Genomic DNA, 21,934 nt, shown 5'->3' on the forward strand with positions numbered 1-21,934 from the left:
GACCCGCAGCCCCACGGCCCCCGACCCCTCGACCGCCGGCCCTGCGGCCCCGCAGCCCCAAGGCCCCGCCGAGCCCCACGGCCTCACGGCGGCCGCGCAGCCCACGGCCCCGCCGAGCCCCATGGCCTCACGGCGGCCGCCCAGCCCCACGGCCCCCGACCGCCGGCCCTGCGGCCCCTCGGTCTCTCGTCCGAAATCCGCGAGCTTTCGGCCCGCGTCCCTTCCTAGCCTGAGGACCATGATGAACAGCCCCCGGCGTTCCGAACGTCGTACCCAGTTGCTCGCCGCCGGTGCGGCCACCGTGACCGTCGTGCTGTGGGCCTCGGCCTTCGTGTCGATCCGCAGTGCGGGTGACGCGTACTCGCCCGGGGCGCTGGCGCTCGGGCGGCTGGCCTCCGGGGCGCTGGTGCTGGGGGTCATCTGCGCCGTGCTGCGCGCGGGGTGGCCGCCGCGGGCCGCCTGGCGCGGGATCGCCGTGTCGGGCGTGCTGTGGTTCGGCTTCTACATGGTGGTGCTCAACTGGGGTGAGCAGCAGGTGGACGCGGGGACGGCGGCGCTGGTGGTGAACATCGGGCCGATCCTCATCGCCCTGCTCGGCGCACGGCTGCTCGGGGACGTGATGCCGCCGCGGCTGCTGGCGGGGATGGCCGTGTCGTTCGCGGGCGCGGTCGCGGTGGGGCTGTCGATGTCGGGCGAGGGCGGATCGTCGGTGCTCGGGGTGGTGCTGTGTCTGCTCGCCGCCTTCGGTTACGCGGGCGGGGTCGTCGCCCAGAAGCCCGCCCTGGGCCGGGCGACCGCGCTCCAGGTGACGACGTTCGGATGCGTCATCGGGACGGTGGTGTGTCTGCCGTTCGCGGGGCAACTGGTCCACGAGGCGGCCGACGCGCCGGTCTCCGCGACGCTCAACATGGTCTACCTGGGCGTCTTCCCGACCGCGCTCGCCTTCACCACGTGGGCGTACGCGCTGGCCCGGACGACCGCGAGCCGCATGGGCGCGACCACGTACGCCGTGCCCGCACTGGTCGTCCTGATGTCGTGGCTCGCGCTGGGCGAGGTGCCGGGGCTGCTCACCCTGGCCGGTGGGCTGCTGTGCCTGGCGGGTGTGGCCGTGTCGCGGTCGAGGCCGCGTGCGCCGCGCACCCCGTCGGCGCAGGAGCCGGAGGTGACGCCGGGGGCGGAAGCGGCGCAGGGTGGCGAAGCGGGGCAGGACGTTCCGGCGCCGGGGCCCGACCGGGAGGTCGGACCCCGGACGGGCTGAGAGCCCCCGGACGGGCCGAGAGCGCCGGGGCGCGCCGATGGCGCCGGAGCGGGGCCACCGTCAGAACATCACCAGCGCACGCCCTCCCTTGCCCGCCAGCATGTTGTCGAAGGCCCCCGGGATGTCCTCCAGGGCGATGCGCTCCGTCACCAGGGCGCTCAGGTCGAGACGGCCCGCCCGGACGTGGTCGGCGAGGACCGGGAGGTCCTTCGCCGGGTCGCAGTTGCCGTAGACGCAGCCGGCGAGGGTGCGGCCCCAGTGGAAGATCTCCAGGGCGTTGAAGGTGACCTGCTGGTCCTTGCCGCCGATGCCGACGACCGTGGTGCGGCCGCCGCGCCGGGTCGACTCCCAGGCCGTCCGGATGGTGACCGCGCGGCCCACGCACTCGACGGCCACGTCGACCCCCTGCTTGCCGGTGAGGGCGCGGATCTCGCGGGCGGTCCGCTCGGAGGCGACCACGTACTCCGTGGCGCCCGCCGCCCGGGCCAGTTCCTCCTTCTCCGGGGAGACGTCGACGGCGACGATCGTCGAGGCGCCGGCGATCCGGGCCGCCTGGAGGGTGGCGAGGCCGACCCCGCCGACGCCGAAGACGGCGACCGTCTCGCCGGGGCGGACCCGCGCGGAGTGGTGGATCGCGCCGTAGCCGGTGAGGACGGCGCAGCCGAGGAGGGCCGCGTCGGCGAGCGGGATGCCGTCCGGCAGGGGCAGCACGCAGGAGGCCGGGACGACGGTCTCCTCGGCGAAGGCGGCGACGTTCAGACCGGGGTGGAGGTCCGTGCCGTCCGTCGTGCGGGCGTACACGTCAGCGGCCCCGTTGAGGGCGTTCACGCACAGCCAGACCTCGCCGAGCGTGCAGGGGTGGCAGCTTCCGCAGGAAGGAGCCCAGTTGAGGATGACACCGGCGCCGGGTGCCAGGTGTTCGACCCCTTCGCCGACGGCGACGACCGTGCCCGCGCCCTCGTGGCCCAGGACCGCGGGGAGCGGCAGCCGCATGGTGCCGTCGGACAGGGACAGGTCGGAGTGACAGACCCCGGCGGCGGCGAGCCGGACGCGGACCCGGCCGGGGCCGGGGTCCGCAAGGACGATCTCCCTGATCTCCAAGGGAGCTCCGATGGCGGGGAGTACGGCGGCGCGGACAGCCATGTTCGGTTGACTCCCTTAGAACTGGAGGGACTTGGTCTGGAGGTACTCGGCGAGGCCGTGGGCGCCGAGCTCGCGGCCGACACCCGACTGCTTGTAGCCGCCGAACGGCGCGAGCGGGTTGAAGCGGCCGCCGTTGATGTCGACCTGACCGGTCTCCATCCGGCGGGCGAAGGCCACCGCCTCCGCCTCGTCACCGGCCCAGACGGCGCCCGCCAGCCCGTAGACCGTGCCGTTGGCGATCCGCAGGGCGTCCTCCTCGTCCTCGTAGCGCAGGACGCACAGGACGGGGCCGAAGATCTCCTCCTGGGCGACGGCCATGCCGGGGGTGACGTCGGCGAAGACCGTGGGGCTGACGAAGTAGCCCTGCTCACGCGGGGAGTCGGGGCCGCCCGCGACCAGCCGCGCGCCCTCGGCGACACCCTTCTCGATGTACCCCCGCACGCGGTCGCGCTGTGCGGCGTTGACGACGGGGCCGATGCGGTCGGCGTACTTGGCCGCCGCCGCCGCGGCGAGCTCGACCGCCTCGTCGTACCGGTCGCGGTGGACGAGCATCCGGGTCCAGGCGCTGCACGTCTGGCCGGAGTTGGACATCACGTTGGCGACACCGACGTTGACCGCCCGGGCGAGGTCGGCGCTCGGCAGGATGACGTTGGCCGACTTGCCGCCGAGTTCCAGGGCCACCTTCTTCACGGCCGCGCCCGCCGTCGCCGCGATCCGCCTGCCCACGGCCGTGGAGCCGGTGAAGGACACCAGGTCGACGCCGGGATGCTCGACCAGGGCCTGGCCGGCGACCGGACCGAGTCCGGTGACGAGGTTGAGGACGCCCGCCGGGACGCCCGCCTCGTGGACCGCCTCGGCGAAGAGCTGGGCGGTCAGCGGGGTGTCCTCGGCGGGTTTCAGGACCACCGTGCAGCCGGCGGCGAGGGCCGGGGCGACCTTGGCCACGATCTGGTGCAGCGGGTAGTTCCAGGGGGTGATGGCGCCGACCACGCCGATCGGCTCCTGGAACACGGTCGAGTTGCCGACCTTCTCCTCGAAGGGGTGGGTCGCGGCCAGCTCGGCGTAGGAGCCCGCGACCGCGATCGGCACCGCCGCGTGGACGGCCTGGGAGAAGGCCAGGGGCGAGCCGAGTTCGGCGGTGACCGTCTCGGCGATCTCGTCCTTGCGGGCCGCCAGGACGTCCCGGAGCGCGGTCAGCCGGGCCGCGCGCCCGGCGGGCGGGGTCGCGGCCCAGCCCGGCAGCGCGGCGCGGGCGGCCCGTACGGCGGCGTCGACGTCGACGGCGTCGCCAGCCGGGACCCGGGCGATCACCTGCTCTCCCACCGGGTCGACAACCTCGATCACGTCCCGGCCCGCGGCCGGGCGCCAGGCGCCGTCGAGATAGATGCCGTCATGTGCCTTCATCGCGTTCCCTTCGGGCGGGCGTCGTCGTCCGCGACCTAAACTAGCGCTGTTAGTTTTCGGGCACCAGAGGACGACGGGTGAAGGACTCGGAACGCGCGGGGCACCGGACCGCGGACGCCTCGGGACGCCTCCTCACTCGTCGAGGTCCGGCAGCCGGGCCGGAGCCGGGCTGATGCGCTCGCCGTGCTGGTCGAAGACGAAGAGATGGGCGATGTCGACGAGAAGCGGGACCTGCATCCCGTGACGGAGGTCGAAGTCGGGGGTCGTGCGCACGACGAGGTCGCCGAGCGGGCGGGCCTCCGGGGACGCGGGCGGCCCTTCCCGCGGCGACGGCTCGTCCAGCACGTCGACCGCGCCGGTCCGCGGGCCGCCCGCGCCCTTGCGCAGCCGGTCCAGGACCCCGCCCTCGCGGCGGCGCCGCCGGGGCGGGCGCCGAACGGGGCGGGGCGCCTCCAGCTCCGGCACGACCGCGGGCCGGGAGCCGGTGTTGAAGTGGACGAGCACCTCGTGCCCCTGGAACTCCACGTGCTCCACCAGGCCGGTGATGTGCGTCTCGCCGGGCCGGGCGTCGGCGGGCGTGGCGATACGGACCGCCTCCGAGCGCAGCCCGACGATCACCTCCCGGCCCTGCTGCACGCGCAGCAGCTTGTGGTCCAGGGAGTGGGGCTCGGGCAGCCGCAGCGCCTGCTTGCCCAGGTTGATCGTCATGGCTCCGTCGAGCGGGGCGCGGACCAGGCCGCGCAGGAGGTTGATGCGCGGGGTGCCGATGAACGCGGCGACGAAGATGTTGCGGGGCAGGGCGTAGACGGACCGCGGGGTGCCCACCTGCTGGAGGACTCCGCCGCGCAGTACGGCGACCCGGTCGCCGAGCGACATGGCCTCGGACTGGTCGTGCGTGACGTAGACCGTGGTGACGCCCAGCTGCCGGGTCAGCTTGGCTGTCTCGGCCCGCAGATGGTTGCGGAGCTTGGCGTCGAGGTTGGACAGCGGCTCGTCCATCAGGAAGGCGGAGGGGTGCCGGGCGATGGCCCGGCCCATGGCGACGCGCTGGCGTTCGCCGCCGGAGAGCTGGCCGGGGAAGCGGTCGAGGAGCTCCTCGATGCCGAGCATCCGGGCGGTGGCGTCCACACGGGGGCCCGGGTCGGCGCCGGGGGCCTCGATGCGCAGCGGGAAGCCGATGTTGTCGCGGCCGGTCATGTTCGGGTACAGCGCGAAGTTCTGGAAGACCATCGCGATGTCCCGGCCCGAGGGCGCCAGGTCGTTGGCGTACTCGCCGTCGAGCCGTAACTCGCCCTCGGTGATGTGCTCCAGGCCGGCGATCATGCGGAGCACGGTGGACTTGCCGCAGCCGGAGGGGCCGAGCAGGACCAGGAACTCGCCGGGCGCGATGTCCAGCGACAGCCGGTCCACGACCCGGACGCCCCGGGTGTGGACCTTGCTGACGTCGTGCAACGAGATGGCGCGTGTCATGAGAAGTGTCCCCGGAAACTCGTGTGCCGGGCCGGCCCGGCCGGTGCTCCGTCGTCCGACCTGCCCCGTGCGGGCCGAACGCGGCTTGTGAGTCACGGAAGTTAACGGACTGTGCGCACCCGGGGGAAGAGACAGGCCAGGATCGGACTCCCCCGTCCGACTGGTGAGAAACCGGACTGCCTGGTTCAGCGGGCGTCGGCCCCGTGGCCGGGGCCCGGCGCGGCGACGGCCGGGGGTCGGCGGGTCGCCGTCAGATGGGCGAAGACGACGACGTTGCTGGTGTATCCGGTCGGGTGCCGGAAGAGGCCCCCGCAGGTGAGGATGCGCAGCTCGGGGCGGCGGGTCGGGCCGTACACCTCCTTGTCGGGGAAGGTGGCCTTGTCGAAGACGCGCACCCGGTCCACGGTGTAGACGGCCGTGCGGCCGTCGGCGCGCCGGGCCTCGATCCGGGCGCCCCGGGCCACGCGCGCGAGGCCCGCGAAAACCGCCGGGCCGGTCTTGGTGTCGCGGTGGCCCACGGCGATGGCGGTGCCCCGCTCCCCGGGTGTGGGGCCGCCCGCGTACCAGCCCACCAGTTTCGGCCGGTCGAGCGGGGGTGTCCCGAGGTGCCGGTCCGGGCCGAGCCGGAGCGGCACGATCGGCGCGTCGATGCCCAGGGAGGGCACGCGCAGGGTGGTCGCCGGGGACCGGGACAGCGGGCGGGGCGGGGATCCCGGTCTCTTCGACGCCTTGCTCCCCGCCGTCCGGCCCTCGTCGGCGTCGCCCCCGGGGGCCGGGGCGGCCTGCGCCCCGCCGGACGCCACCTCCCCGGCCCGGGCCGCCGTGGCCGGGCCGTCGTGCCCCCCGCACCGGACTCCGACCGTCACCAGGACGACCGCGAGCACGGCCGTCCTGGTGAGGCGGTAGGCGCGGGTCCGGTGCCAGGGCCTGCGTACGCGCCTACGCGGCACCATGGGTGCGCCGGCGGATCAGGCGGAAGTAGGCGACTCCACCGACGGCCACCAGGGCGACGGCCGCGGCTCCGGCCAGCGGGGTGAAGGCCCGCGTGGTGTCGGCGAGACCGCCGCCGCCCGCGTGCACGCCGCCCTCCGGGCCGCCCTTCTCGCCGCTCCAGGGGGAGCCGCCCTGCGTTGCGCCTTCCCGCCCGCCGGCGCCCTGCGAGCTGCCGTTCTGGCCGCCGGCGCTCTGCGTTGTTCCGCCTTCCCGCCCGCCGGCGCCCTGCGTGGTGCCGTTCTGGCCTTCACCGTTCTGGCCGCCGCCGTTCTGGCCGCCGCCGTTCTGGCCGCCGCCGTTCTGGCCGCCGCCGTTCTGGCCGCCGCCGTTCTGGCCGTTCGGCCCGCCGGCCTCGCGGCCGTCGTCCGTGATCGGCCGGTTCGGGCTGCCGTTCCCCTCGCGCTGGCGCTCAGGGCAGTTGATCTTGAAGACCTTCACCTTGGGCGAGGCGACCGGGGGAGTGATGGTCCACTCGAGCGTGTACGACCCCTCGGCCAGCCCCAGGGTGTCGGTGTGCCCGGCCCCCTGGGTCAGGGTGATGTTGCCGGAGACGGTGGCGGTGTCGGGGGCCGGGGGCCGCGCCTTGATGGTGTAGGCGACGGTCTGCAGCTCGCCGAAGTTGGCGGCGTCGAGGTAGAAGCGGCAGGCCACCGGGTCGTCCTTCGAGACGCCCGGGGGGACCTGCTCGCGGTGGATCCTGATGTCGCCGGCCTCCCCCACGGCAACGGCGGACGGTGCCGAGAGGCAGGTGAACCCCGCCGCGGCGAGCACCGTGAGAGCCGTGACGCCGAGGCGGGAGCCGAGGGCGGACGGGAGCGTCGAGCTGGACATGCGCATTCCTCCGAGTCAGGACGATTTTCATACAAATCGCTCTTGCACCTGACTCTCTTTCACATCGGCGCCCACGACTGTGGGAGCGCCACCCGACGCGCCGTCAGACATCGCTCGACCGGCGCAACCCCGATCCGGACCGGCGCCGCCGGGGCACGGCCGCCTCCGCCTGCGCGGCCCCGCGCGACCGCACCGCCACCCCCGACGAGACCAGCAACAGCACCCCCAGCATCACGAACGGCGCGGCCACCCCCGCGACCCCGGCCACCAGCCCCGCGGCGGCGGGCGCGGCGACCTGGCCCAGCCGGTTGCCGGTGAGGCGCAGCGCGAGCGCGGTGGAACGGGCGCCGTCGGGCGCCGCCTGGACGACCGTCGTCATGGACAGCGGCTGCCCGACACCGAGGCAGAAGCCGAGCAACGCGAGGATCACGCCCAGTCCCCAGACCGGCACCGGCAGCGCGATCGCGGCGCACAGCAGGGCCGCCAGCAGACAGGTCACGGTGAGCAGCAGGGTCCGGCCGAGCAGCCGCAGCAGGGGGGTGAGGACGAGCCGGCAGGCGATGGAGGCCGCCGCCCGGACGCTGAGCAGGACGCCGACGACGGACGGCGCGATGCCCCGGTGTTCGCCGACCACCGGCAGATAGGCGGTGAGGATGTCGGTGGCGGACAGCACGGACAGGCTGATGAGGATGCCGGCGGGGACGCCCCGGGCGTTCAGGATGCGGCCGACGGGGACGCGTTCGCCTTGCTCCGTACGGGACTTGTGCATGGTGTCGCGGTGTTCGATGCGCCACAGCGAGGTGAACGCGACCGCGCAGCCGGCGCCCGCGACCAGCAGGGCGAGTGCGCTGCCGGCCACCATGTCGCCCCCGCCGATCAGCGCCCCGGCCGCGATCGGGCCGACCAGCTGCCCGAGGGAGGCGCCGATGGTGAAGTGACCGAAGTTGCGGTCCTGTTCGTGCGGCGCGGACTGGCGGGCGACGAGCGACTGGGAGCCGATGACGAAGCAGAGATGACCGAGGCCCATCACCCCGCTCCACAGGGCCATCGTCCAGAGGGAGCCGGCGACTCCGCTCAGCAGGCAGCCGCCGGATATGAGGACCACTCCGACCGGCAGCAGCGGCGCGCAGCGGCCGTGGTCGGTGCGGCGGCCGAGCGGTACGGCGGCGAAGAGCGGCAGCAGCGCGTACACACCCGCGATGACGCCGATCGCCCGCTCGTCCGCGCCCAGCGCGAGGGCCCGGTAGGAGACGGCGGGCCGGGCCATCGACACCGCCCCCTGCGCGAAGCCGAAGGCGATGACGAGACGGATCAGCCAGCCGCGGTTCCCGCCGGGCCTCACAAGTTCCTCCAAGGTCGGCTCAGATGATCCCGAACAGGATGCCCGCGCCGAGGATCGCCAGGCAGGTCAGGGCGGCCCACTTGACCACGAACCGCGTGTGGTCGCCGAACTCGACCTTCGCCATGCCGACGAGGACGTAGACGGCCGGGACGAGCGGGCTCGACATGTGCAGGGGCTGGCCGACGAGCGAGGCGCGGGCCATCTCCAGCGGCGAGACGCCGTGTGCCGCGCCGGCCTCCGCGAGGACCGGCAGGACGCCGAAGTAGAAGCCGTCGTTCGACATGAAGTAGGTGAGCGGCAGGCTCAGGACGCCGGTGACGAGGGCCATGTGCGGACCCATGCCCGCGGGGATGACGTCCACCATCCACGTGGCCATGTGGTCGACCATGCCGGTGCCCTGGAGGACGCCGGTGAAGACGGCGGCGGCGAAGACCATGCCGGAGACGTTGAGGACGTTGTCGGCGTGGGCGGCGAGGCGGGCCTTCTGGTCCGGGATGTGCGGGAAGTTGACGCTGAGGGCGAGCGCGGCGCCGAGCAGGAACAGCACCGGGATCGGCAGCCACTCCATGATCATGGAGGTGAGCAGCGTGACCGTGAGCAGCGCGTTGAACCAGTACAGCTTGGGGCGCAGGGTGGCCCGGTGCGGATCGAGGCCCTGGAAGTCGTCGTCCTCGGCGTCCTCGGCGTCCCGCGCGGCAGCGTCGGTGCCGGAGCCGGAGCCTGAACCGCCCTTGCGGACGGGGGTCTTGCCGTCGCCGGAGCCGCCGGCGCCCACCAGGACCGTCTCGGTCTCCTTCTCCTCGACCAGCACCTCGTCCAGCGTCAGCGTGCCGAGCCGGGCGCGCTCACGGCGGCCGAGGACGTAGGAGAGGGCGATGACGAAGAGCAGGCCCACGGCCAGGGCCGGGATCATCGGCACGAAGATGTCGCTGGCGTCGAGCTTCAGCGCGGTGGCGGCACGGGCGGTCGGGCCGCCCCAGGGCAGCGTGTTCATCACACCGTTGGCCATCGCCGCGACACCGGTCATCACGACCAGGCTCATCTTCAGGCGCTTGTACAGCGGGTACATCGCAGACACGGTGATCATGAACGTGGTGGAGCCGTCACCGTCCAGGGAGACGATCGCGGCGAGCAGCGCCGTACCGACGACGATGCGGAGCGGGTCGGCCTTGCAGAACTTCAGGATGCCCCGAACGATCGGGTCGAAGAGGCCGACGTCGATCATCACACCGAAGTAGACGATCGCGAACATGAGCATCGCCGCCGTGGGGGCGAGGCTGGTGACGCCGTCGATGACGTAGTCACCGAGCTTGGCGCCCTTCCCGACGAAGACGCAGAACAGTGCCGGGATCAACACGAGCGCCGCGATCGGCGACAGTTTCTTCAGCATGATCAGGACCAGGAAGGTCGCGATCATGGCGAAGCCGAGGATGGTCAACATGAGTGGATACCTAACGTTCGCCCTTGAACATCCCACCTGGGGGTCGGCGGTGGGTTGACGTTAGGTCCGTTCAAACGGTGTTAACAAGACGTTGACGTGCGAGCAATAAGCGCAAAACTCCAGGTCACAGCTTTGCTCAGCTCAGCGGGGCGTTACGGGGGCAAGTTCCACCGGTACTCCGTTGAGAACGGCGTTGCCCGACAGCGGGTCCAGCAGGCTGCCGTCGAGGAGCTGGTTGACGTTGACGCCGGGGTCGGTGGCGGCATGACCGAGGCGGGTGCCGGGGCGGTCGTGGCCCCAGCCGTGCGGCAGGCTGACCACGCCCCGGCGCACGCCGTCGGTGACCTCGGCCGGTGCGGTCACCTCTCCCCCGGCGCCCTTCACCCGTACCGGCGCGCCGTCCCGCACGCCGAGCCGTTCGGCGTCCTCGGGGTGGATGTGCAGGGTGCAGCGGTTGGTGCCGCCGGTGAGGGCGGGGACGTTGTGCATCCAGCTGTTGTTGGACCGCAGATGGCGCCGGCCGACCAGGACGAGTTCGTCGGGCCGTCGCTTCAGGCCTTCCCGCAGCCGTGGGAGATCGTCGGCGATCGGCTGCGGCAGCAGTTCGATCCGCCCGCTGCGCGTCTTCAGCGGCTGGGGCAGGCGAGGGCGCAGCGGCCCGAGGTCGATGCCGTGCGGGTGGGCGAGCAGCCGGGCGAGGCCGAGTCCGTCCGGGCGGGCGCCGAAGCCGTCGCCGTAGGGGCCGAGGCGCAGCATCATGTCGAGACGTCGCTCGGGACCGCTCTCGCCGGTGAGCGCGGCCGCGAGCTCGTGCGGGTCGCGGCCGTGCACGGGCGAGTGCGGCTCCGTCACCGCCTTGCCGAGGGTCTGGCCGATGACCAGGTCGTCCACGGCGGACGGATCGGCGCCGTGCATGCCGGTGGCGGCCAGGGTCAGCCGGGCGAGGATCTCGGTCTCGGCCATCCGGCCGGGCTCGAGCGGGACGGCCGGGCGGCTGTAGCGGACCTGGTTGCGCACGGCGAGGGTGTTGAAGGCGAAGTCGTGGTGCGGGCTCTGCGAGGGCGGCGGCGGGGGCAGCACGACGTCGGCGTGGCGGGAGGTCTCGTTCAGGTAGGGGTCGACGCTGACCATGAAGTCGAGGGAGTCGAGCGCCTTGTCGAGCCGGTCGCCGTCCGGGGCGGACAGGACGGGGTTGGCGGCCACGGCGACGAGCGCGCGGATCGGCTCGCCCTGCGCCGTAGCGGTGTCGATCTCCTCGGCGAGCGCCGACAGCGGCAGCTCGCCCTTGGCCTCCGGGTGCCGGCTCACCCGGGAGTGCCAGCGAGCGAGCCGGAAGCCGTGGCCGGGGCCGGCCGGCCGGGGCGTGCGGTCGGTGGCGGCCTGCGGGAAGAGGGCGCCGCCGGGGCGGTCCAGGTTGCCGGTGAGGATGTTGAGGATGTCGACGAGCCAGCTGGCGAGGGTGCCGTAGGGGACCGTGCAGCTGCCGATGCGGCCGTAGACGGCGGCGGTGGGGGCGGCGGCGAGTTCGCGGGCCAGGGTGCGGATGAGCGAGGCGTCCACGTCACAGGCGGCGCTCACCGCTTCGGGGGTGAAGTCCTGTACCGCTTCGGCGAGTTCCTCGAGCCCCTCGAGGTGCGGGGCCGACTCGCCGGGCTCCACGAGGAGTTCCTCGAAGAGCACCTGGGCCATGGCGGCGAGGAGCAGCGCGTCCGTGCCCGGCCGGATCGGGATGTGCCGGTCGGCGAGCTTCGCGGTGCGGGTGCGGCGCGGGTCGATGACGGTGAGGGTGCCGCCGCGGGCCTTGAGCGCCTTGAGCTTGCCGGGGAAGTCGGCGGCGGTGCACAGACTCCCGTTGGACTCCAGGGGGTTGGCGCCGATGAGCAGGAGATGGTCGGTGTGGTCCAGGTCCGGCACGGGGATCGCGTTGGCGTCGCCGTACAGCAGGCCGCTGGAGACGTGCTTGGGCATCTGGTCGACCGTGGAGGCGGTGAAGAGGCTGCGGGTACCGAGGCCGGCGATCAGCACGGGCGGGTAGAGCGCGCCGGCCATGGTGTGCACGTTGGGGTTGCCGAGGACGACTCCGACGGAGTTCGCCCCGTACCGCTCGACGACCGGCCGGATCCCGGCGGCCACGGCGTCGAAGGCCTCCTCCCAGGTGGCCTCGCGCAGCTCGCCGTCCCGGCGCACCAGGGGGGTCCGCAGCCGGTCGGGGTCGCCGTCGACGGCGCCGAAGGAGGCGCCCTTGGGGCAGATGAAGCCCTTGCTGAAGACGTCCTCCCGGTCACCGCGGGCGCCGGTGACCTTCGTCCCCTCGATGGTGAGCGTCAGCCCGCAGGTGGCCTCGCACAACGGGCAGATTCGCAGGGCGGTGCGGGACACGGGTCCTCCTGAAGCGTGGCGGCAGCGATGACGCACGGGCTGCCACCGAGCATACCGACCGGTATGGACGGAGGGGAGGGGTCTCGGGGTGACGGCGCGAACTCGCGAGCGGCTCGTTCCGGCACCCGTGCCGGACGGCTCAGTCCAGGGTCCGCGCCAGATACGCCCGCAGCAGCTCGCGCGTCTCGTCGATCACCTTCGGGTCGCCCTCCGGATCCACCCGGAAGGCCAGCTGGACGAGGGTGTCCGCGGTCTCCACGGCGATCAGGAAGGTGCGGCGCAGGTCGTCGTCGGGCTCGCGGACGAGATAGTCGGAGAGCAGGTCGGTGAGGCGGTCGGCGACCCGGTGGTTGGGTTCCGCGTGCCGGGCACCGACCGGGATCTGGTTGCCGAAGTCGACGAGGGAGAACCCGGGAGCGGTGTGCTTCATGGCCAGGTACTCGTCGAGCACGGCGTCCACGGCGGCCCGCCAGTCACCCCGGCGCGCGCCCTTCAGCCGCTCGGTGACGCGCTCGGAGTAGCGCTCGAGGTTGCGCTGCGCCAGCGCGTCGGCCATCTGCCGCTTGTTGCCGAAGAAGCGGTAGACGGAGCCGATGGGGACGCCGGCGCGCTCGGCGACGGCCCGGGTGCTCAGGCCGTCATAGCCGACCTCGTCCAGCAGGTCGGCGCAGGCGTCGAGGATTCTGGTCAGCCGTTCGGCGCTGCGCCGCTGCACGGGCGCACGACGGAGCGATGTCGCTTGGGGCACGGAGCTCATGATGCCTTTCCGTCGCGGCGGGGTGAACCTCACCCCTCGGTACGGAGAAAGATGCCTGATGCACTCAACGGGGGGCGCCGGGGAAGCACGCTCAGGGCGAGGGTTCCGACGCCGTGATGTACGCCGTGCTCTCCACCGGCTTGCCGTCCACCGCCCACACCGTGCCGTCGTCCGCGTACAGCCGGGCGGTGACCTGGTGGGTGCCGTGCGGCAGGTAGCCGGCCGGGATGCGGTAGGACGGGGAGCGCAGGTCGGCGACCGGCTGGTCGTCCACGTAGAGCCGGGCGGCGCCGCGGCCGTGGGCCGCCCCCGCCTTCGCCGCCGTGGGCGTGAACCGGAAGTTCTCCACCTTCAGGCGGACGTCCCAGCTGCCGTCGTCCTCGGGCTCCACCTCGACACCGACCTCGGGTGCCCCCTTCTTCTCCACCTCGCGGTAGTGCCGCCCTTCGTCGTCCGTGTCCTTCAGGACCTTGCCCACCGGCGAGGGGGAGACCGACGCCGCGGTCGACGCGTCCCCCCGCTCATGGGCGTCACCGGTGCCGCAGCCCGCGGATCCGGCCAGCAGCAGGACACAGACCGCAGGCACGGCGAGGCTTCCGCGCGTCCACGACATGCGGGGGAGCGTAGAACAACGGACCGACACGCGGGATCCCCCTGGAGTCTGGTTCCGGCCGTCTTGATCGTCCTCCAGGAGGAGGACCGGCGCACCTCTTGCGCCGGGGAAATCGCAATCCTACGGTGATGCATAGGAATCAGCAGGCGCACCCGCGGGGCGCCGGAGGGAGCGATCATGAGCAGCGGGGACGCACGCAAGACGGCCGAGGGCCTGACCTATCTCTCCGGGTTCGGCAACGAGCACGCCTCCGAGGCCGTGCCGGGGGCCCTGCCCGACGGCCGGAACTCACCGCAGCGCGCGCCCCTCGGCCTGTACGCGGAACAGCTCAGCGGTACGGCGTTCACCGAGCCCCGCGCCCACAACCGCCGCTCGTGGCTCTACCGGATCCGCCCGTCGGCCGCGCACCCGGCGTTCACCCGCGCCGACGACGGCGCGCTGCGCACCGGCCCCTTCACGCAGACCGTCCCCGATCCGAACCGGCTGCGCTGGGACCCCCTGCCCGAGCCGCCGGCCGGCACGGACCTGCTCGCCGGCCTGTGGACCCTCGGCGGCAACGGCGACGTCACCCAGCGCACCGGCATGGCCGTGCACCTGTACCACGCGAACGCCTCCATGGAACGCGTGTTCAGCGACGCCGACGGCGAGCTGCTGATCGTCCCCGAGCAGGGCGGACTGCTGCTGCGCACGGAGTTCGGGCAGTTGCACGCCGAGCCCGGCGAGGTGGCGCTGATCCCGCGCGGGGTCCGCTTCCGCGTCGACCTGCTGGACGCCTCCGCCCGCGGCTACGTCTGCGAGAACTACGGCGCCCCCTTCCGCCTCCCCGACCTCGGCCCGATCGGCGCCAACGGCCTCGCCAACCCCCGCGACTTCCGCGCGCCCGTCGCCGCGTACGAGGACGTCGAGGGCCCGGTGGAGGTCGTCAACAAGTACTGCGGCCACCTCTGGAGCGCGACGTACGACCACTCCCCGCTCGACGTGGTCGCCTGGCACGGCAACCACGTGCCGTACGTCTACGACCTGCGCCGCTTCAACGTCATCGGCACCATCTCCTACGACCACCCGGACCCGTCGATCTTCACGGTGCTGACCGCCCCGTCCGACACCCCCGGTCTGGCCGGCGTCGACTTCGTGGTCTTCGCCCCGCGCTGGCTGGTCGGCGAGGACACCTTCCGGCCGCCGTACTTCCACCGGAACGTGATGAGCGAGTACATGGGCCTGATCGAGGGCGCGTACGACGCCAAGACGGCCGGAAAGGGCGGCTTCGTGCCGGGCGGCGGTTCGCTGCACAACATGATGTCGGCGCACGGCCCGGACCGGGAGACCTTCGACCGGGCGAGCGCCGCCGAGCTGGGGCCGCAGAAGATCGACGACGGGCTGGCCTTCATGTTCGAGACCCGCTGGCCGATCGCCCTCACCCCGCACGCGGCCCGGGCGGACCACCTCCAGCAGCACTACGACGACGTCTGGCAGGGTCTCGAACGCCACTTCCGTCCCTCCGACGGAACATTGCACTGAACGATGCCGACCGGTACGGATAGCCCGTGACCTCCTTCGCGCCGGACTCGATCGTCCTCACCCGAAAGCTGCCGCTCTGGTACCAGGTGTCGCAGTCGCTGCGCGCCTCGATACTCGGCCGCTCGCCGCAGGACCCGCTCCGACTGCCCACCGAGGAGCAGTTGGCGGGTCACTACGGGGTGAGCGTGCTGACCATGCGGCAGGCGCTGAAGGAGCTGGAGGACGAGGGGCTGATCAGCCGGCACCGACGGCGGGGCACGTTCATCGAGCCGAGCGCGCGACGGGGCGCCCCGGTCCGGCTCCTCGGCTCGGTCGACGCGATCGTGGCCCAGCAGTCCGCCATGACGACGGAACTCCTCGGCCACGGCCGCACCTCCGTCCCCGCCGAAGTCGCCGAGCACTTCCCGGACCTGGCCGAGGTGGCGACCTACCACCGGCTGCGGAGCGACGAGAACACGGGTGAGCCGACCAACCACGCCCGCAACTACGTCCGTCCCGAGATCGCCGCCCGGATCGACCCCGAGGACCTGGTCCGCCGGCCCATGACGAAGGTGCTGCGGGACCTCACGGGCGTGGACATCGGCCGGATCACGGACACGGTCGAGGCCCGGCTGGCGGACCCGGAGACCGCCCAGCTGCTGCGGGTCCCGCTGCTCAGCCCGATCCTGCACTACACGGGCGTCATCCACGACACCGGCGGACAGGTCCTCGACGTGGCCGTCATCCACTACCGGGGCGACCGCTTCTCCTTCTCGGTCACCCTCGACGCGACGTGACCGGCCACGGGCCACCCGTCGTACGATGCCCAGCGTGACGCCCGACGACGCTCCGCCGCTGGCGGACCTCATGCCGTGGTCCGTCGCACCGCCGCGGCTCGGCCGGGGGTGGCCGACGGACCCCGACCCGGCTTCCCTGAAAGCCCGCTGGGACGCCCTGGTGAAGACCGAGGGACCGGGCCGCGAGGCGCTGTTCGAGCCGACCCGCTCACGCACCCTGCACACGGCGGTCGGGCAGCTGCCCGGGCATCCCGGCGGCACCGAGCGGCTCGTCCGCGCCTCGGGCCCCTGCCCCGAGCCGGTCCGGGTACTGACCGGGCCCTTCGACGAGCACTGGCTCATCCCCGACCACCGGCTGATCGACGCGGCCCGCCCGGAGCTGTGGCGGGTGGCGGACGAGCACCAGGTCTTCGTGGTGGAGACGCCGTCCCCGCCGGGCCCGCCGCTGCTCGCGACCGCCCTGATGCCGCTGGCGCGCCCCGGCCGGATCCGCCCGCTGTACCGGCGCCCCGGCGGCGTGGAACCCAACCTGGCGCCGGGCCTGCTCGAGCACCTCGGCCACTCCCCCGATCCGGTGGACTTCCTGGCCTGGACCCTGACCGCCGCCCGCCCCGATCTCACCGTCCCGCTCACCCGGGACCCCGGACTCTGGGCCCGGGGTGTGGAACTGGGCCGCCGCGCCCTGTGGCTGCTGCGCCGCGACGGCGACCGCCCCCGGCTCCCCGGCGGCCGTCGCCCCTACGTACGCGCCCCGCTGCCCGGCCGGCCCCTGACACTGCACTACGACCGCGACGAGGAGACCCTGCACCTCGACGCCGGCCGGGTCTCCCCGGTCCCGGCCGCCGCCTGGGACTTCACGGCGGGCGGGGTCCGCGTCCTGGAGCAGTGGTTCGCGGCCCGGACGGCGGAGCCCGGTCCCGGCACCCTGGCCGCGATCCGCCCGACGGCCTGGCCGCAGGCCTGGACCTCCGAACTCCTCGAACTGATCACGGTGTTGGCGCTGTTCGCGGAAGCGCGCGCCCGGCAGGAGGAGCTGACGGTGCCGGACACGGTCACCGCGAAGGAGCTGCGCGCGGCGGGCGTCCTGCCGGTGCCGGACCAGGTCCGGCACCCGGCGACGGTCCTCGACCACCACGAGGAGGGCCCGGAGGGCCAGTTCGCCCTGATCTAGCATCCCCCCATGGACCTGAGCCCCCCGCCGCTGCCGCCGCCCCTGGAGGGCCTCACCGTCGTCGCCGTCGAGCAGGCGGTCGCGGCCCCGTTCGCCACCCGCCAGCTCGCCGATCTCGGCGCCCGGGTGATCAAGGTCGAGCGGATCGACGGCGGTGACTTCGCCCGCGGCTACGACACGGCCGCCGCCGGCCTCGCCTCGCACTTCGTGTGGTGCAACCGGGGCAAGAAGTCCATCGCGCTGGACCTCAAGGACCCGCGCGGCCTGGACGTCGTACGGCGGCTGATCGCCGACGCGGACGTGTTCGTGCAGAACCTCGCGCAGGGGGCGGCGGCCCGGCTGGGACTGGACGCGGCCACCCTGTGCGCGGCGCATCCGCGGCTGGTCGCCGTCGACATCTCCGGGTACGGCGCGAGCGGGCCGTACGCGGACAAGCGGGCGTACGACATGCTCGTGCAGTGCGAGGCCGGGCTGGTGTCGGTGACCGGGACGCCCGAGCAGCCGGTGAAGGCGGGGATCCCGGCGGCGGACATCGCCGCTGCCATGTACGCCTTCTCCGGCGTGCTGGCGGCGCTGGTGCGGCGGGGCACGACCGGGCGGGGCGGTCCGGTGGAGGTGTCGATGCTGGAGGCGCTCGCGGAGTGGATGGGGCATCCGCTGCACCACACGATGCACGGCGGCGCCGCCCCGGCCCGCACCGGCCTCGCGCACGCGGTGATCGCGCCCTACGACGCCTACCCCACCGCCGACGGCGGTCGGGTGCTGCTGTCCGTGCAGAACGACCGGGAGTGGCGACGGCTGGCCGAACAGGTCCTCGGCCGACCCGACGCGGGGACGGATCCGGTGTACGCCACGAACGCGGCAAGGGTGGTGAACCGGGAGCGCACGGACGCGCTGGTGGCCGGGGCGCTGGGCGTCCTGGACACCGACGAGGCGCTCGCGCGGCTGGAGGGCGCGGGCATCGCGTGCGCACGCCTGAGGGATCTGCGCGAACTGGCGGAACATCCGCAGCTGGCGGCCCGTGAGCGGTGGCGGGAGGTGGGGACGCCGGTCGGACCGCTGCGGGCACTGCTGCCCCCGATCACGCTGCCGGGCGGGACGGAGGCACGGATGGGAGACGTGCCCGCGCTCGGGGAACACACCGAAGCGCTGCTGCGTGCCGTGGGGATGACGGACGAGGATATCGCAGCGCTGCGCCGGGACGGTGTGGCCGCCTGAGCGCGGGACTCAGTACGTGAGGACGCGCCGGCCGGTCAGTGCTTGTTGCCTCCGAACAGTGAACGCCGCAGTCGGCGCAGCGGCGCGAAGAGCGAGACGCGGCTCACCCGTGCCCGCGCCGTCCTGGGGCCGTGGTCACGCGCGGGTTCACGCGCGGTCAGCTCCCGCATGAGCGAGGTCGCCTCGAGCGTCTCGCGCTGCGGTATGGCGGGGCCCGCCAGCACCGAGAGATGGCGGTCGAGGCGCGAACTGGTCGCACTGCTCCCGCAGGTGATCGCAGGGACCCGCGCCCTGCTGTGCATCGTTATCTGTTCCATGTCACTCCCCACCCGTACGAGTCCACCCGGCCCGGGCAGGGTAACCCTATCGCCCCGTCGAGGCACACGTGTATCGAGCTCACAGGATTCACCTTCCCCGTAAGGGGGTTGACGACCCCTCTTCGATCACTCTCCGAATCCGACCGATTTCAGGGTGAGTTGGACAACTGGCTCTGTAGTGGGCTGTGGTGATCCCCCGTCGGGCTCGACGGTCACAGCGAGTGATGTGGCGACCTTGTCGAGGCCGGTGGCGACCAGGGGCGTGTCGCCGTCGAAGAGCCCGAGGGAGCGCGGTTGCGCGCCGGGGCGCATGAGCCACAGCTGATGCGCCTGTCCGGTGGGCAGCTCTCCGTATCCGCTCAGGGTGACGACCGCCTCCCCCTCCCCGGCGGAGGCGATCACTCCGATACTGCGGCCCTGCGCGTCCTTCCCGGTGCTCGCCCGCGCGTCGGGAGCTGCGAGAACGTGGGCGATCTCACGCGCCCGGTCGCGCTCGGCGTTCAGTTCGTCCTGGGTGCGGCCCGCCTGCACGGCGAAGAGCGAGGCGACGACGAGGGCCGCCGCGGCGGTGGTCGTGGCGAACGGCACGAACAGCGGGCGGCGCGCGCGGGGCGCTCGGGAGCGTCCCGGCGGCGGCTGCGTGCCCCAGACGTGCGGCGGCAGTTGGGGCGCGCGCCCCCTCGCCGGCGCGCGGGAGGACTCCTGCGGCGTTCTCTGCACGGCCGCCAGCACCCGGCTGCGCATATGGGCCGGTGGCTGCGCGGCCTGGGACCAGGCGAGCCGGACGGCGTCCTCGGCCAGCGCCCGCACCTCGGCGGCGCAGCGGTCGCAGCCCGTCAGATGCTTCTCGAAGCGGCGGCGTTCGTCGGATTCGAGGGCGTCGAGCGCGTAGGGGGCGGCCAGCGAGTGCAGGTCCTCGCGGCGGAACAGGCCGAGCACACTCATGCGGCACCTCCCAGGCAGTCGCGCAGCCGCGTGAGTCCGTCACGCATCCGGGTCTTCACCGTGCCCAGCGGCAGCTTCAGCCGGTCGGCCACTTCACGGTACGTGTAGCCGTCGTAGTAGGCGAGGGTGACGGACTGACGCTGGAGCGCCGTCAGCCGGTCGAGGCAGCGGCGGACCAACTGGCGTTCCAGGCCCGCCTCGACCTCCTCGGCCACCTGGTCGAAGGCGGGGTCGTGAAAGCGCGACGCCTCGCGCTGCTCACGGTCCACGGCCGCACGGGCGCTGCGCACCCGGTCGACGGCGCGGCGGTGCGCGAGGGTGAGGATCCAGGAGAGGGCGCTGCCCCGGTTCGGGTCGAACCGGCCGGCCGAGCGCCAGGCCTCCAGGAGCACCTCCTGGGCGACCTCCTCCGACTGCGCGGGATCCCTGACGACCCGGCGCACGAGCCCGAACACCGGCCCCGACACCAGTCCGTAGAGCTGTTCGAATGCGCGCTGGTCGCCCCCAGCCACGAGCACCAGTAGCTCGTCCGCCTCCATGCGGTCCCCCTCCCTGCGGCCGCCGCACCCGGGCCGCCCCGTCACACCAGGCATTCGCAACGAACACACCTCCGGATGGGGGGTACGTATCGAAGCGCCGAAAACGCGGGTGAGCAGGAAAGAAAAAGTTTTTGGGATTCGACCAATCCGAACCCACCCCCCGCTCCGTATCACTGTCCGTCAGGCAACTTGGCACAGAGGACGGACGGCATGACAGCTTTCTCCAGGAGCGGCAACGGACGCAGGAGCGTCGCGACCCTCGTCTGCGGTGCGTTGGCCGCCGGGGGGCTCGCAGCCGCCGGCGTGGCCACGCTGGTGCCGGGGGCGGCCTACGCCTCCAGCCACCGCGAGGCCCCCCTCATCTCGGGCACCCCGCAGTACGACAACACCGACGTGTACGCCTTCGTCAGCCCGGACCACCCGGACACGACGACCATCGTGGCGAACTGGATCCCCTTCGAGGAGCCGGCCGGCGGTCCCAACTTCTTCCCGTTCGCCGAGGACGCCCAGTACGACCTGCACATCGACAACAACGGTGACGCGAAGGAGGATCTGACCTTCCGCTACACCTTCAAGACGCACGTGAAGAACAAGAAGACGTTCCTCTACAACACGGGTGTCGTCGAGAGCCTGGACGACGCCGACCTGAACATCACGCAGACGTACGACCTCGAACTGATCAAGTCGAAGAAGGGGAAGGTCGAGCACGAGACGAAGATCGCGGACGACGTGCCGGTGGCGCCGTCGAACGTGGGCAAGGCCTCGATGCCGCACTACTCGAAGCTGCGCGACCAGGCGATCTACAAGCTCTCCAGCGGCGCCAAGACCTTCGCGGGCCAGGCCGACGACCCGTTCTTCCTCGACCTGCGCGTCTTCGACCTGCTGTACGGCGGTGACCTCTCCGAGGTCGGCAACGACACGCTCAAGGGCTACAACGTCAACTCGATCGCGCTTCAGGTCCCCAACGACATGATCGCCGAGTCGGCGCACCAGCCGATCGTCGGCATCTGGTCGACGACCCAGCGCGAGAACGCGCAGGGCCACTACTCGCAGGTCTCGCGGCTCGGCATGCCGCTGGTCAACGAGGTCGTCAACCCGATCAAGGACAAGGACAAGTTCAACGCGTCCGAGCCGAAGGACGACGGCCAGTTCCTGAAGAACGTCACCAACCCCGAGCTGCCCAAGCTCATAGAGGCGATCTACAAGATCAAGGCGCCGGCCGAGCCGCGCAACGACCTCGTCGACGTGTTCCTGAAGGGCGTCAAGGGCCTCAACCAGCCGCCCTACGTGACGCCGTCGGAGGAACTGCGCCTCAACACCTCGATCAAGCCGGCCGCGAGCCCCAAGCGGCTCGGCGTCCTCGACGGTGACAACGCGGGCTTCCCGAACGGCCGTCGCCTCACCGACGACGTGATCGACGCCTCGCTCCAGGTCGTCGAGGGTGAGCTGGTCGGTTCCAAGAACGACCTGGGCGACGCGGTCGACAAGAACGACAAGTCCTTCGAGAAGTACTTCCCGTACGTGGCCCTGCCCACCGAGGGCTCGCGCGGCGCGACCGCCAAGACCGACGCGGCCACCCGCAGCCAGCTCGGTGACGCCCTCACGGGCTCCGACAGCAACACCACGCTGATCGCGTCCTCCGCGGGCGCCGGCGCGGCGGGCATCCTCCTCATCGGCGGCGGGCTGATGTGGTGGCGAGGCCGGCGGCGGGCCTACTAGGCCCTCCTCCTGAGCGGGGCCCAACGGGCCCTCCTCCTGAGCGGGCCGGGGAGAATCCTGCGCTCCCCGGCCCGCCTCACAGACTGGCGCGGCCCGCGTA

19 protein-coding genes are annotated in these 21,934 nt (G+C 72.7%); 6 read left to right on the top strand and 13 right to left on the bottom strand.

Going from position 1 to position 21,934, the window contains the following annotated elements; all coding sequences use genetic code 11:
- Nucleotides 1-238: 238 nt before the first annotated feature.
- The gene (locus QQM72_RS31365) at nucleotides 239-1,258 is read left to right on the top strand and encodes a DMT family transporter (RefSeq protein ID WP_314224214.1); all 1,020 of its coding nucleotides are present in this window, start codon (nucleotides 239-241) and stop codon (nucleotides 1,256-1,258) included.
- Nucleotides 1,259-1,318: 60 nt separating this feature from the next.
- Here QQM72_RS31365 and QQM72_RS31370 read toward each other — a convergent pair whose 3' ends face one another.
- From QQM72_RS31370 to QQM72_RS31415, 10 genes are all read right to left on the bottom strand, one after another.
- Nucleotides 1,319-2,401, bottom strand: a complete 1,083-nt coding sequence (locus tag QQM72_RS31370; RefSeq protein WP_314224215.1) for a Zn-dependent alcohol dehydrogenase — start codon at nucleotides 2,399-2,401, stop codon at nucleotides 1,319-1,321.
- 15 nt (nucleotides 2,402-2,416) lie between these two features.
- A complete protein-coding gene (locus QQM72_RS31375; protein WP_314224216.1) occupies nucleotides 2,417-3,805 on the bottom strand; it encodes an aldehyde dehydrogenase family protein in 1,389 nt (462 codons plus the stop codon).
- Nucleotides 3,806-3,937: 132 nt separating this feature from the next.
- A complete protein-coding gene (locus QQM72_RS31380) occupies nucleotides 3,938-5,275 on the bottom strand; it encodes an ABC transporter ATP-binding protein (RefSeq protein ID WP_314224217.1) in 1,338 nt (445 codons plus the stop codon).
- 185 nt (nucleotides 5,276-5,460) lie between these two features.
- Nucleotides 5,461-6,228, bottom strand: coding sequence for a class F sortase (locus tag QQM72_RS31385; RefSeq protein ID WP_314224218.1), 768 nt, complete (start codon nucleotides 6,226-6,228; stop codon nucleotides 5,461-5,463).
- Nucleotides 6,215-7,099: a hypothetical protein gene (locus QQM72_RS31390; RefSeq protein ID WP_314224219.1), complete on the bottom strand. Its 885-nt coding sequence runs from the start codon at nucleotides 7,097-7,099 to the stop codon at nucleotides 6,215-6,217. The genes QQM72_RS31385 and QQM72_RS31390 overlap by 14 nt, the downstream gene beginning before the upstream one ends.
- A 103-nt stretch (nucleotides 7,100-7,202) precedes the next feature.
- Nucleotides 7,203-8,441 carry an MFS transporter gene (locus QQM72_RS31395; RefSeq protein ID WP_314224297.1) on the bottom strand — a complete coding sequence of 413 codons (1,239 nt, stop codon included), beginning with the start codon at nucleotides 8,439-8,441 and terminating at the stop codon, nucleotides 7,203-7,205.
- A 19-nt stretch (nucleotides 8,442-8,460) separates the two neighbouring features.
- Nucleotides 8,461-9,882: a CitMHS family transporter gene (locus QQM72_RS31400; protein WP_314224220.1), complete on the bottom strand. Its 1,422-nt coding sequence runs from the start codon at nucleotides 9,880-9,882 to the stop codon at nucleotides 8,461-8,463.
- Nucleotides 9,883-10,023: 141 nt separating this feature from the next.
- Nucleotides 10,024-12,261, bottom strand: coding sequence for a molybdopterin oxidoreductase family protein (locus QQM72_RS31405; protein WP_314224222.1), 2,238 nt, complete (start codon nucleotides 12,259-12,261; stop codon nucleotides 10,024-10,026).
- A gap of 139 nt (nucleotides 12,262-12,400) precedes the next feature.
- Nucleotides 12,401-13,018, bottom strand: coding sequence for a TetR/AcrR family transcriptional regulator (locus QQM72_RS31410; protein WP_314224223.1), 618 nt, complete (start codon nucleotides 13,016-13,018; stop codon nucleotides 12,401-12,403).
- Between the two features lie 91 nt (nucleotides 13,019-13,109).
- Nucleotides 13,110-13,631, bottom strand: a complete 522-nt coding sequence (locus tag QQM72_RS31415) for a hypothetical protein (protein ID WP_314224224.1) — start codon at nucleotides 13,629-13,631, stop codon at nucleotides 13,110-13,112.
- A gap of 177 nt (nucleotides 13,632-13,808) precedes the next feature.
- Here QQM72_RS31415 and hmgA point away from each other — a divergent pair, with 177 nt between their 5' ends.
- The 4 genes from hmgA to QQM72_RS31435 are packed head-to-tail and all read left to right on the top strand — an operon-like array spanning nucleotide 13,809 to nucleotide 18,314.
- Nucleotides 13,809-15,149: a homogentisate 1,2-dioxygenase gene (hmgA, locus tag QQM72_RS31420; protein ID WP_314224225.1), complete on the top strand. Its 1,341-nt coding sequence runs from the start codon at nucleotides 13,809-13,811 to the stop codon at nucleotides 15,147-15,149.
- Between the two features lie 26 nt (nucleotides 15,150-15,175).
- On the top strand, nucleotides 15,176-15,925 hold the full coding sequence (locus QQM72_RS31425; RefSeq protein WP_314224226.1) for a GntR family transcriptional regulator: 750 nt from the start codon (nucleotides 15,176-15,178) through the stop codon (nucleotides 15,923-15,925).
- 25 nt (nucleotides 15,926-15,950) lie between these two features.
- A complete protein-coding gene (locus tag QQM72_RS31430) occupies nucleotides 15,951-17,096 on the top strand; it encodes a type ISP restriction/modification enzyme (protein WP_314224227.1) in 1,146 nt (381 codons plus the stop codon).
- A 9-nt stretch (nucleotides 17,097-17,105) separates the two neighbouring features.
- Nucleotides 17,106-18,314 carry a CaiB/BaiF CoA transferase family protein gene (locus tag QQM72_RS31435; protein ID WP_314224228.1) on the top strand — a complete coding sequence of 403 codons (1,209 nt, stop codon included), beginning with the start codon at nucleotides 17,106-17,108 and terminating at the stop codon, nucleotides 18,312-18,314.
- Nucleotides 18,315-18,349: 35 nt separating this feature from the next.
- Here QQM72_RS31435 and QQM72_RS31440 read toward each other — a convergent pair whose 3' ends face one another.
- From QQM72_RS31440 to QQM72_RS31450, 3 genes are all read right to left on the bottom strand, one after another.
- The gene (locus QQM72_RS31440; protein WP_314224229.1) at nucleotides 18,350-18,631 is read right to left on the bottom strand and encodes a hypothetical protein; all 282 of its coding nucleotides are present in this window, start codon (nucleotides 18,629-18,631) and stop codon (nucleotides 18,350-18,352) included.
- Nucleotides 18,632-18,757: 126 nt separating this feature from the next.
- The gene (locus QQM72_RS31445) at nucleotides 18,758-19,576 is read right to left on the bottom strand and encodes an anti-sigma factor (protein ID WP_314224230.1); all 819 of its coding nucleotides are present in this window, start codon (nucleotides 19,574-19,576) and stop codon (nucleotides 18,758-18,760) included.
- Nucleotides 19,573-20,115, bottom strand: coding sequence for a sigma-70 family RNA polymerase sigma factor (locus QQM72_RS31450; RefSeq protein WP_314224231.1), 543 nt, complete (start codon nucleotides 20,113-20,115; stop codon nucleotides 19,573-19,575). The genes QQM72_RS31445 and QQM72_RS31450 overlap by 4 nt, the downstream gene beginning before the upstream one ends.
- 210 nt (nucleotides 20,116-20,325) lie before the next feature.
- On the opposite strand from QQM72_RS31450, the gene QQM72_RS31455 reads away from it, so the two are divergent.
- Nucleotides 20,326-21,834, top strand: coding sequence for a DUF4331 domain-containing protein (locus QQM72_RS31455; RefSeq protein ID WP_314224232.1), 1,509 nt, complete (start codon nucleotides 20,326-20,328; stop codon nucleotides 21,832-21,834).
- Nucleotides 21,835-21,934: the final 100 nt, after the last annotated feature.

Source organism: Streptomyces zaehneri, from assembly GCF_032248645.1.
GTDB classification, from domain to species: Bacteria; Actinomycetota; Actinomycetes; order Streptomycetales; family Streptomycetaceae; genus Streptomyces; species Streptomyces coriariae.

Bases quoted from the DNA above. Each gene is read 5' to 3' on its own strand.
- QQM72_RS31415 (WP_314224224.1), bottom strand. From the start codon at position 13,631: ATGTCGTGGACGCGCGGAAGCCTCGCCGTGCCTGCGGTCTGTGTCCTG.
- QQM72_RS31375 (WP_314224216.1), bottom strand. From the start codon at position 3,805: ATGAAGGCACATGACGGCATCTATCTCGACGGCGCCTGGCGCCCGGCC.
- hmgA (WP_314224225.1), top strand. From the start codon at position 13,809: ATGAGCAGCGGGGACGCACGCAAGACGGCCGAGGGCCTGACCTATCTC.
- QQM72_RS31445 (WP_314224230.1), bottom strand. From the start codon at position 19,576: ATGAGTGTGCTCGGCCTGTTCCGCCGCGAGGACCTGCACTCGCTGGCC.
- QQM72_RS31455 (WP_314224232.1), top strand. From the start codon at position 20,326: ATGACAGCTTTCTCCAGGAGCGGCAACGGACGCAGGAGCGTCGCGACC.
- QQM72_RS31365 (WP_314224214.1), top strand. From the start codon at position 239: ATGATGAACAGCCCCCGGCGTTCCGAACGTCGTACCCAGTTGCTCGCC.
- QQM72_RS31370 (WP_314224215.1), bottom strand. From the start codon at position 2,401: ATGGCTGTCCGCGCCGCCGTACTCCCCGCCATCGGAGCTCCCTTGGAG.
- QQM72_RS31440 (WP_314224229.1), bottom strand. From the start codon at position 18,631: ATGGAACAGATAACGATGCACAGCAGGGCGCGGGTCCCTGCGATCACC.
- QQM72_RS31385 (WP_314224218.1), bottom strand. From the start codon at position 6,228: ATGGTGCCGCGTAGGCGCGTACGCAGGCCCTGGCACCGGACCCGCGCC.
- QQM72_RS31435 (WP_314224228.1), top strand. From the start codon at position 17,106: ATGGACCTGAGCCCCCCGCCGCTGCCGCCGCCCCTGGAGGGCCTCACC.
- QQM72_RS31430 (WP_314224227.1), top strand. From the start codon at position 15,951: ATGCCCAGCGTGACGCCCGACGACGCTCCGCCGCTGGCGGACCTCATG.
- QQM72_RS31380 (WP_314224217.1), bottom strand. From the start codon at position 5,275: ATGACACGCGCCATCTCGTTGCACGACGTCAGCAAGGTCCACACCCGG.
- QQM72_RS31410 (WP_314224223.1), bottom strand. From the start codon at position 13,018: ATGAGCTCCGTGCCCCAAGCGACATCGCTCCGTCGTGCGCCCGTGCAG.
- QQM72_RS31400 (WP_314224220.1), bottom strand. From the start codon at position 9,882: ATGTTGACCATCCTCGGCTTCGCCATGATCGCGACCTTCCTGGTCCTG.
- QQM72_RS31390 (WP_314224219.1), bottom strand. From the start codon at position 7,099: ATGTCCAGCTCGACGCTCCCGTCCGCCCTCGGCTCCCGCCTCGGCGTC.
- QQM72_RS31450 (WP_314224231.1), bottom strand. From the start codon at position 20,115: ATGGAGGCGGACGAGCTACTGGTGCTCGTGGCTGGGGGCGACCAGCGC.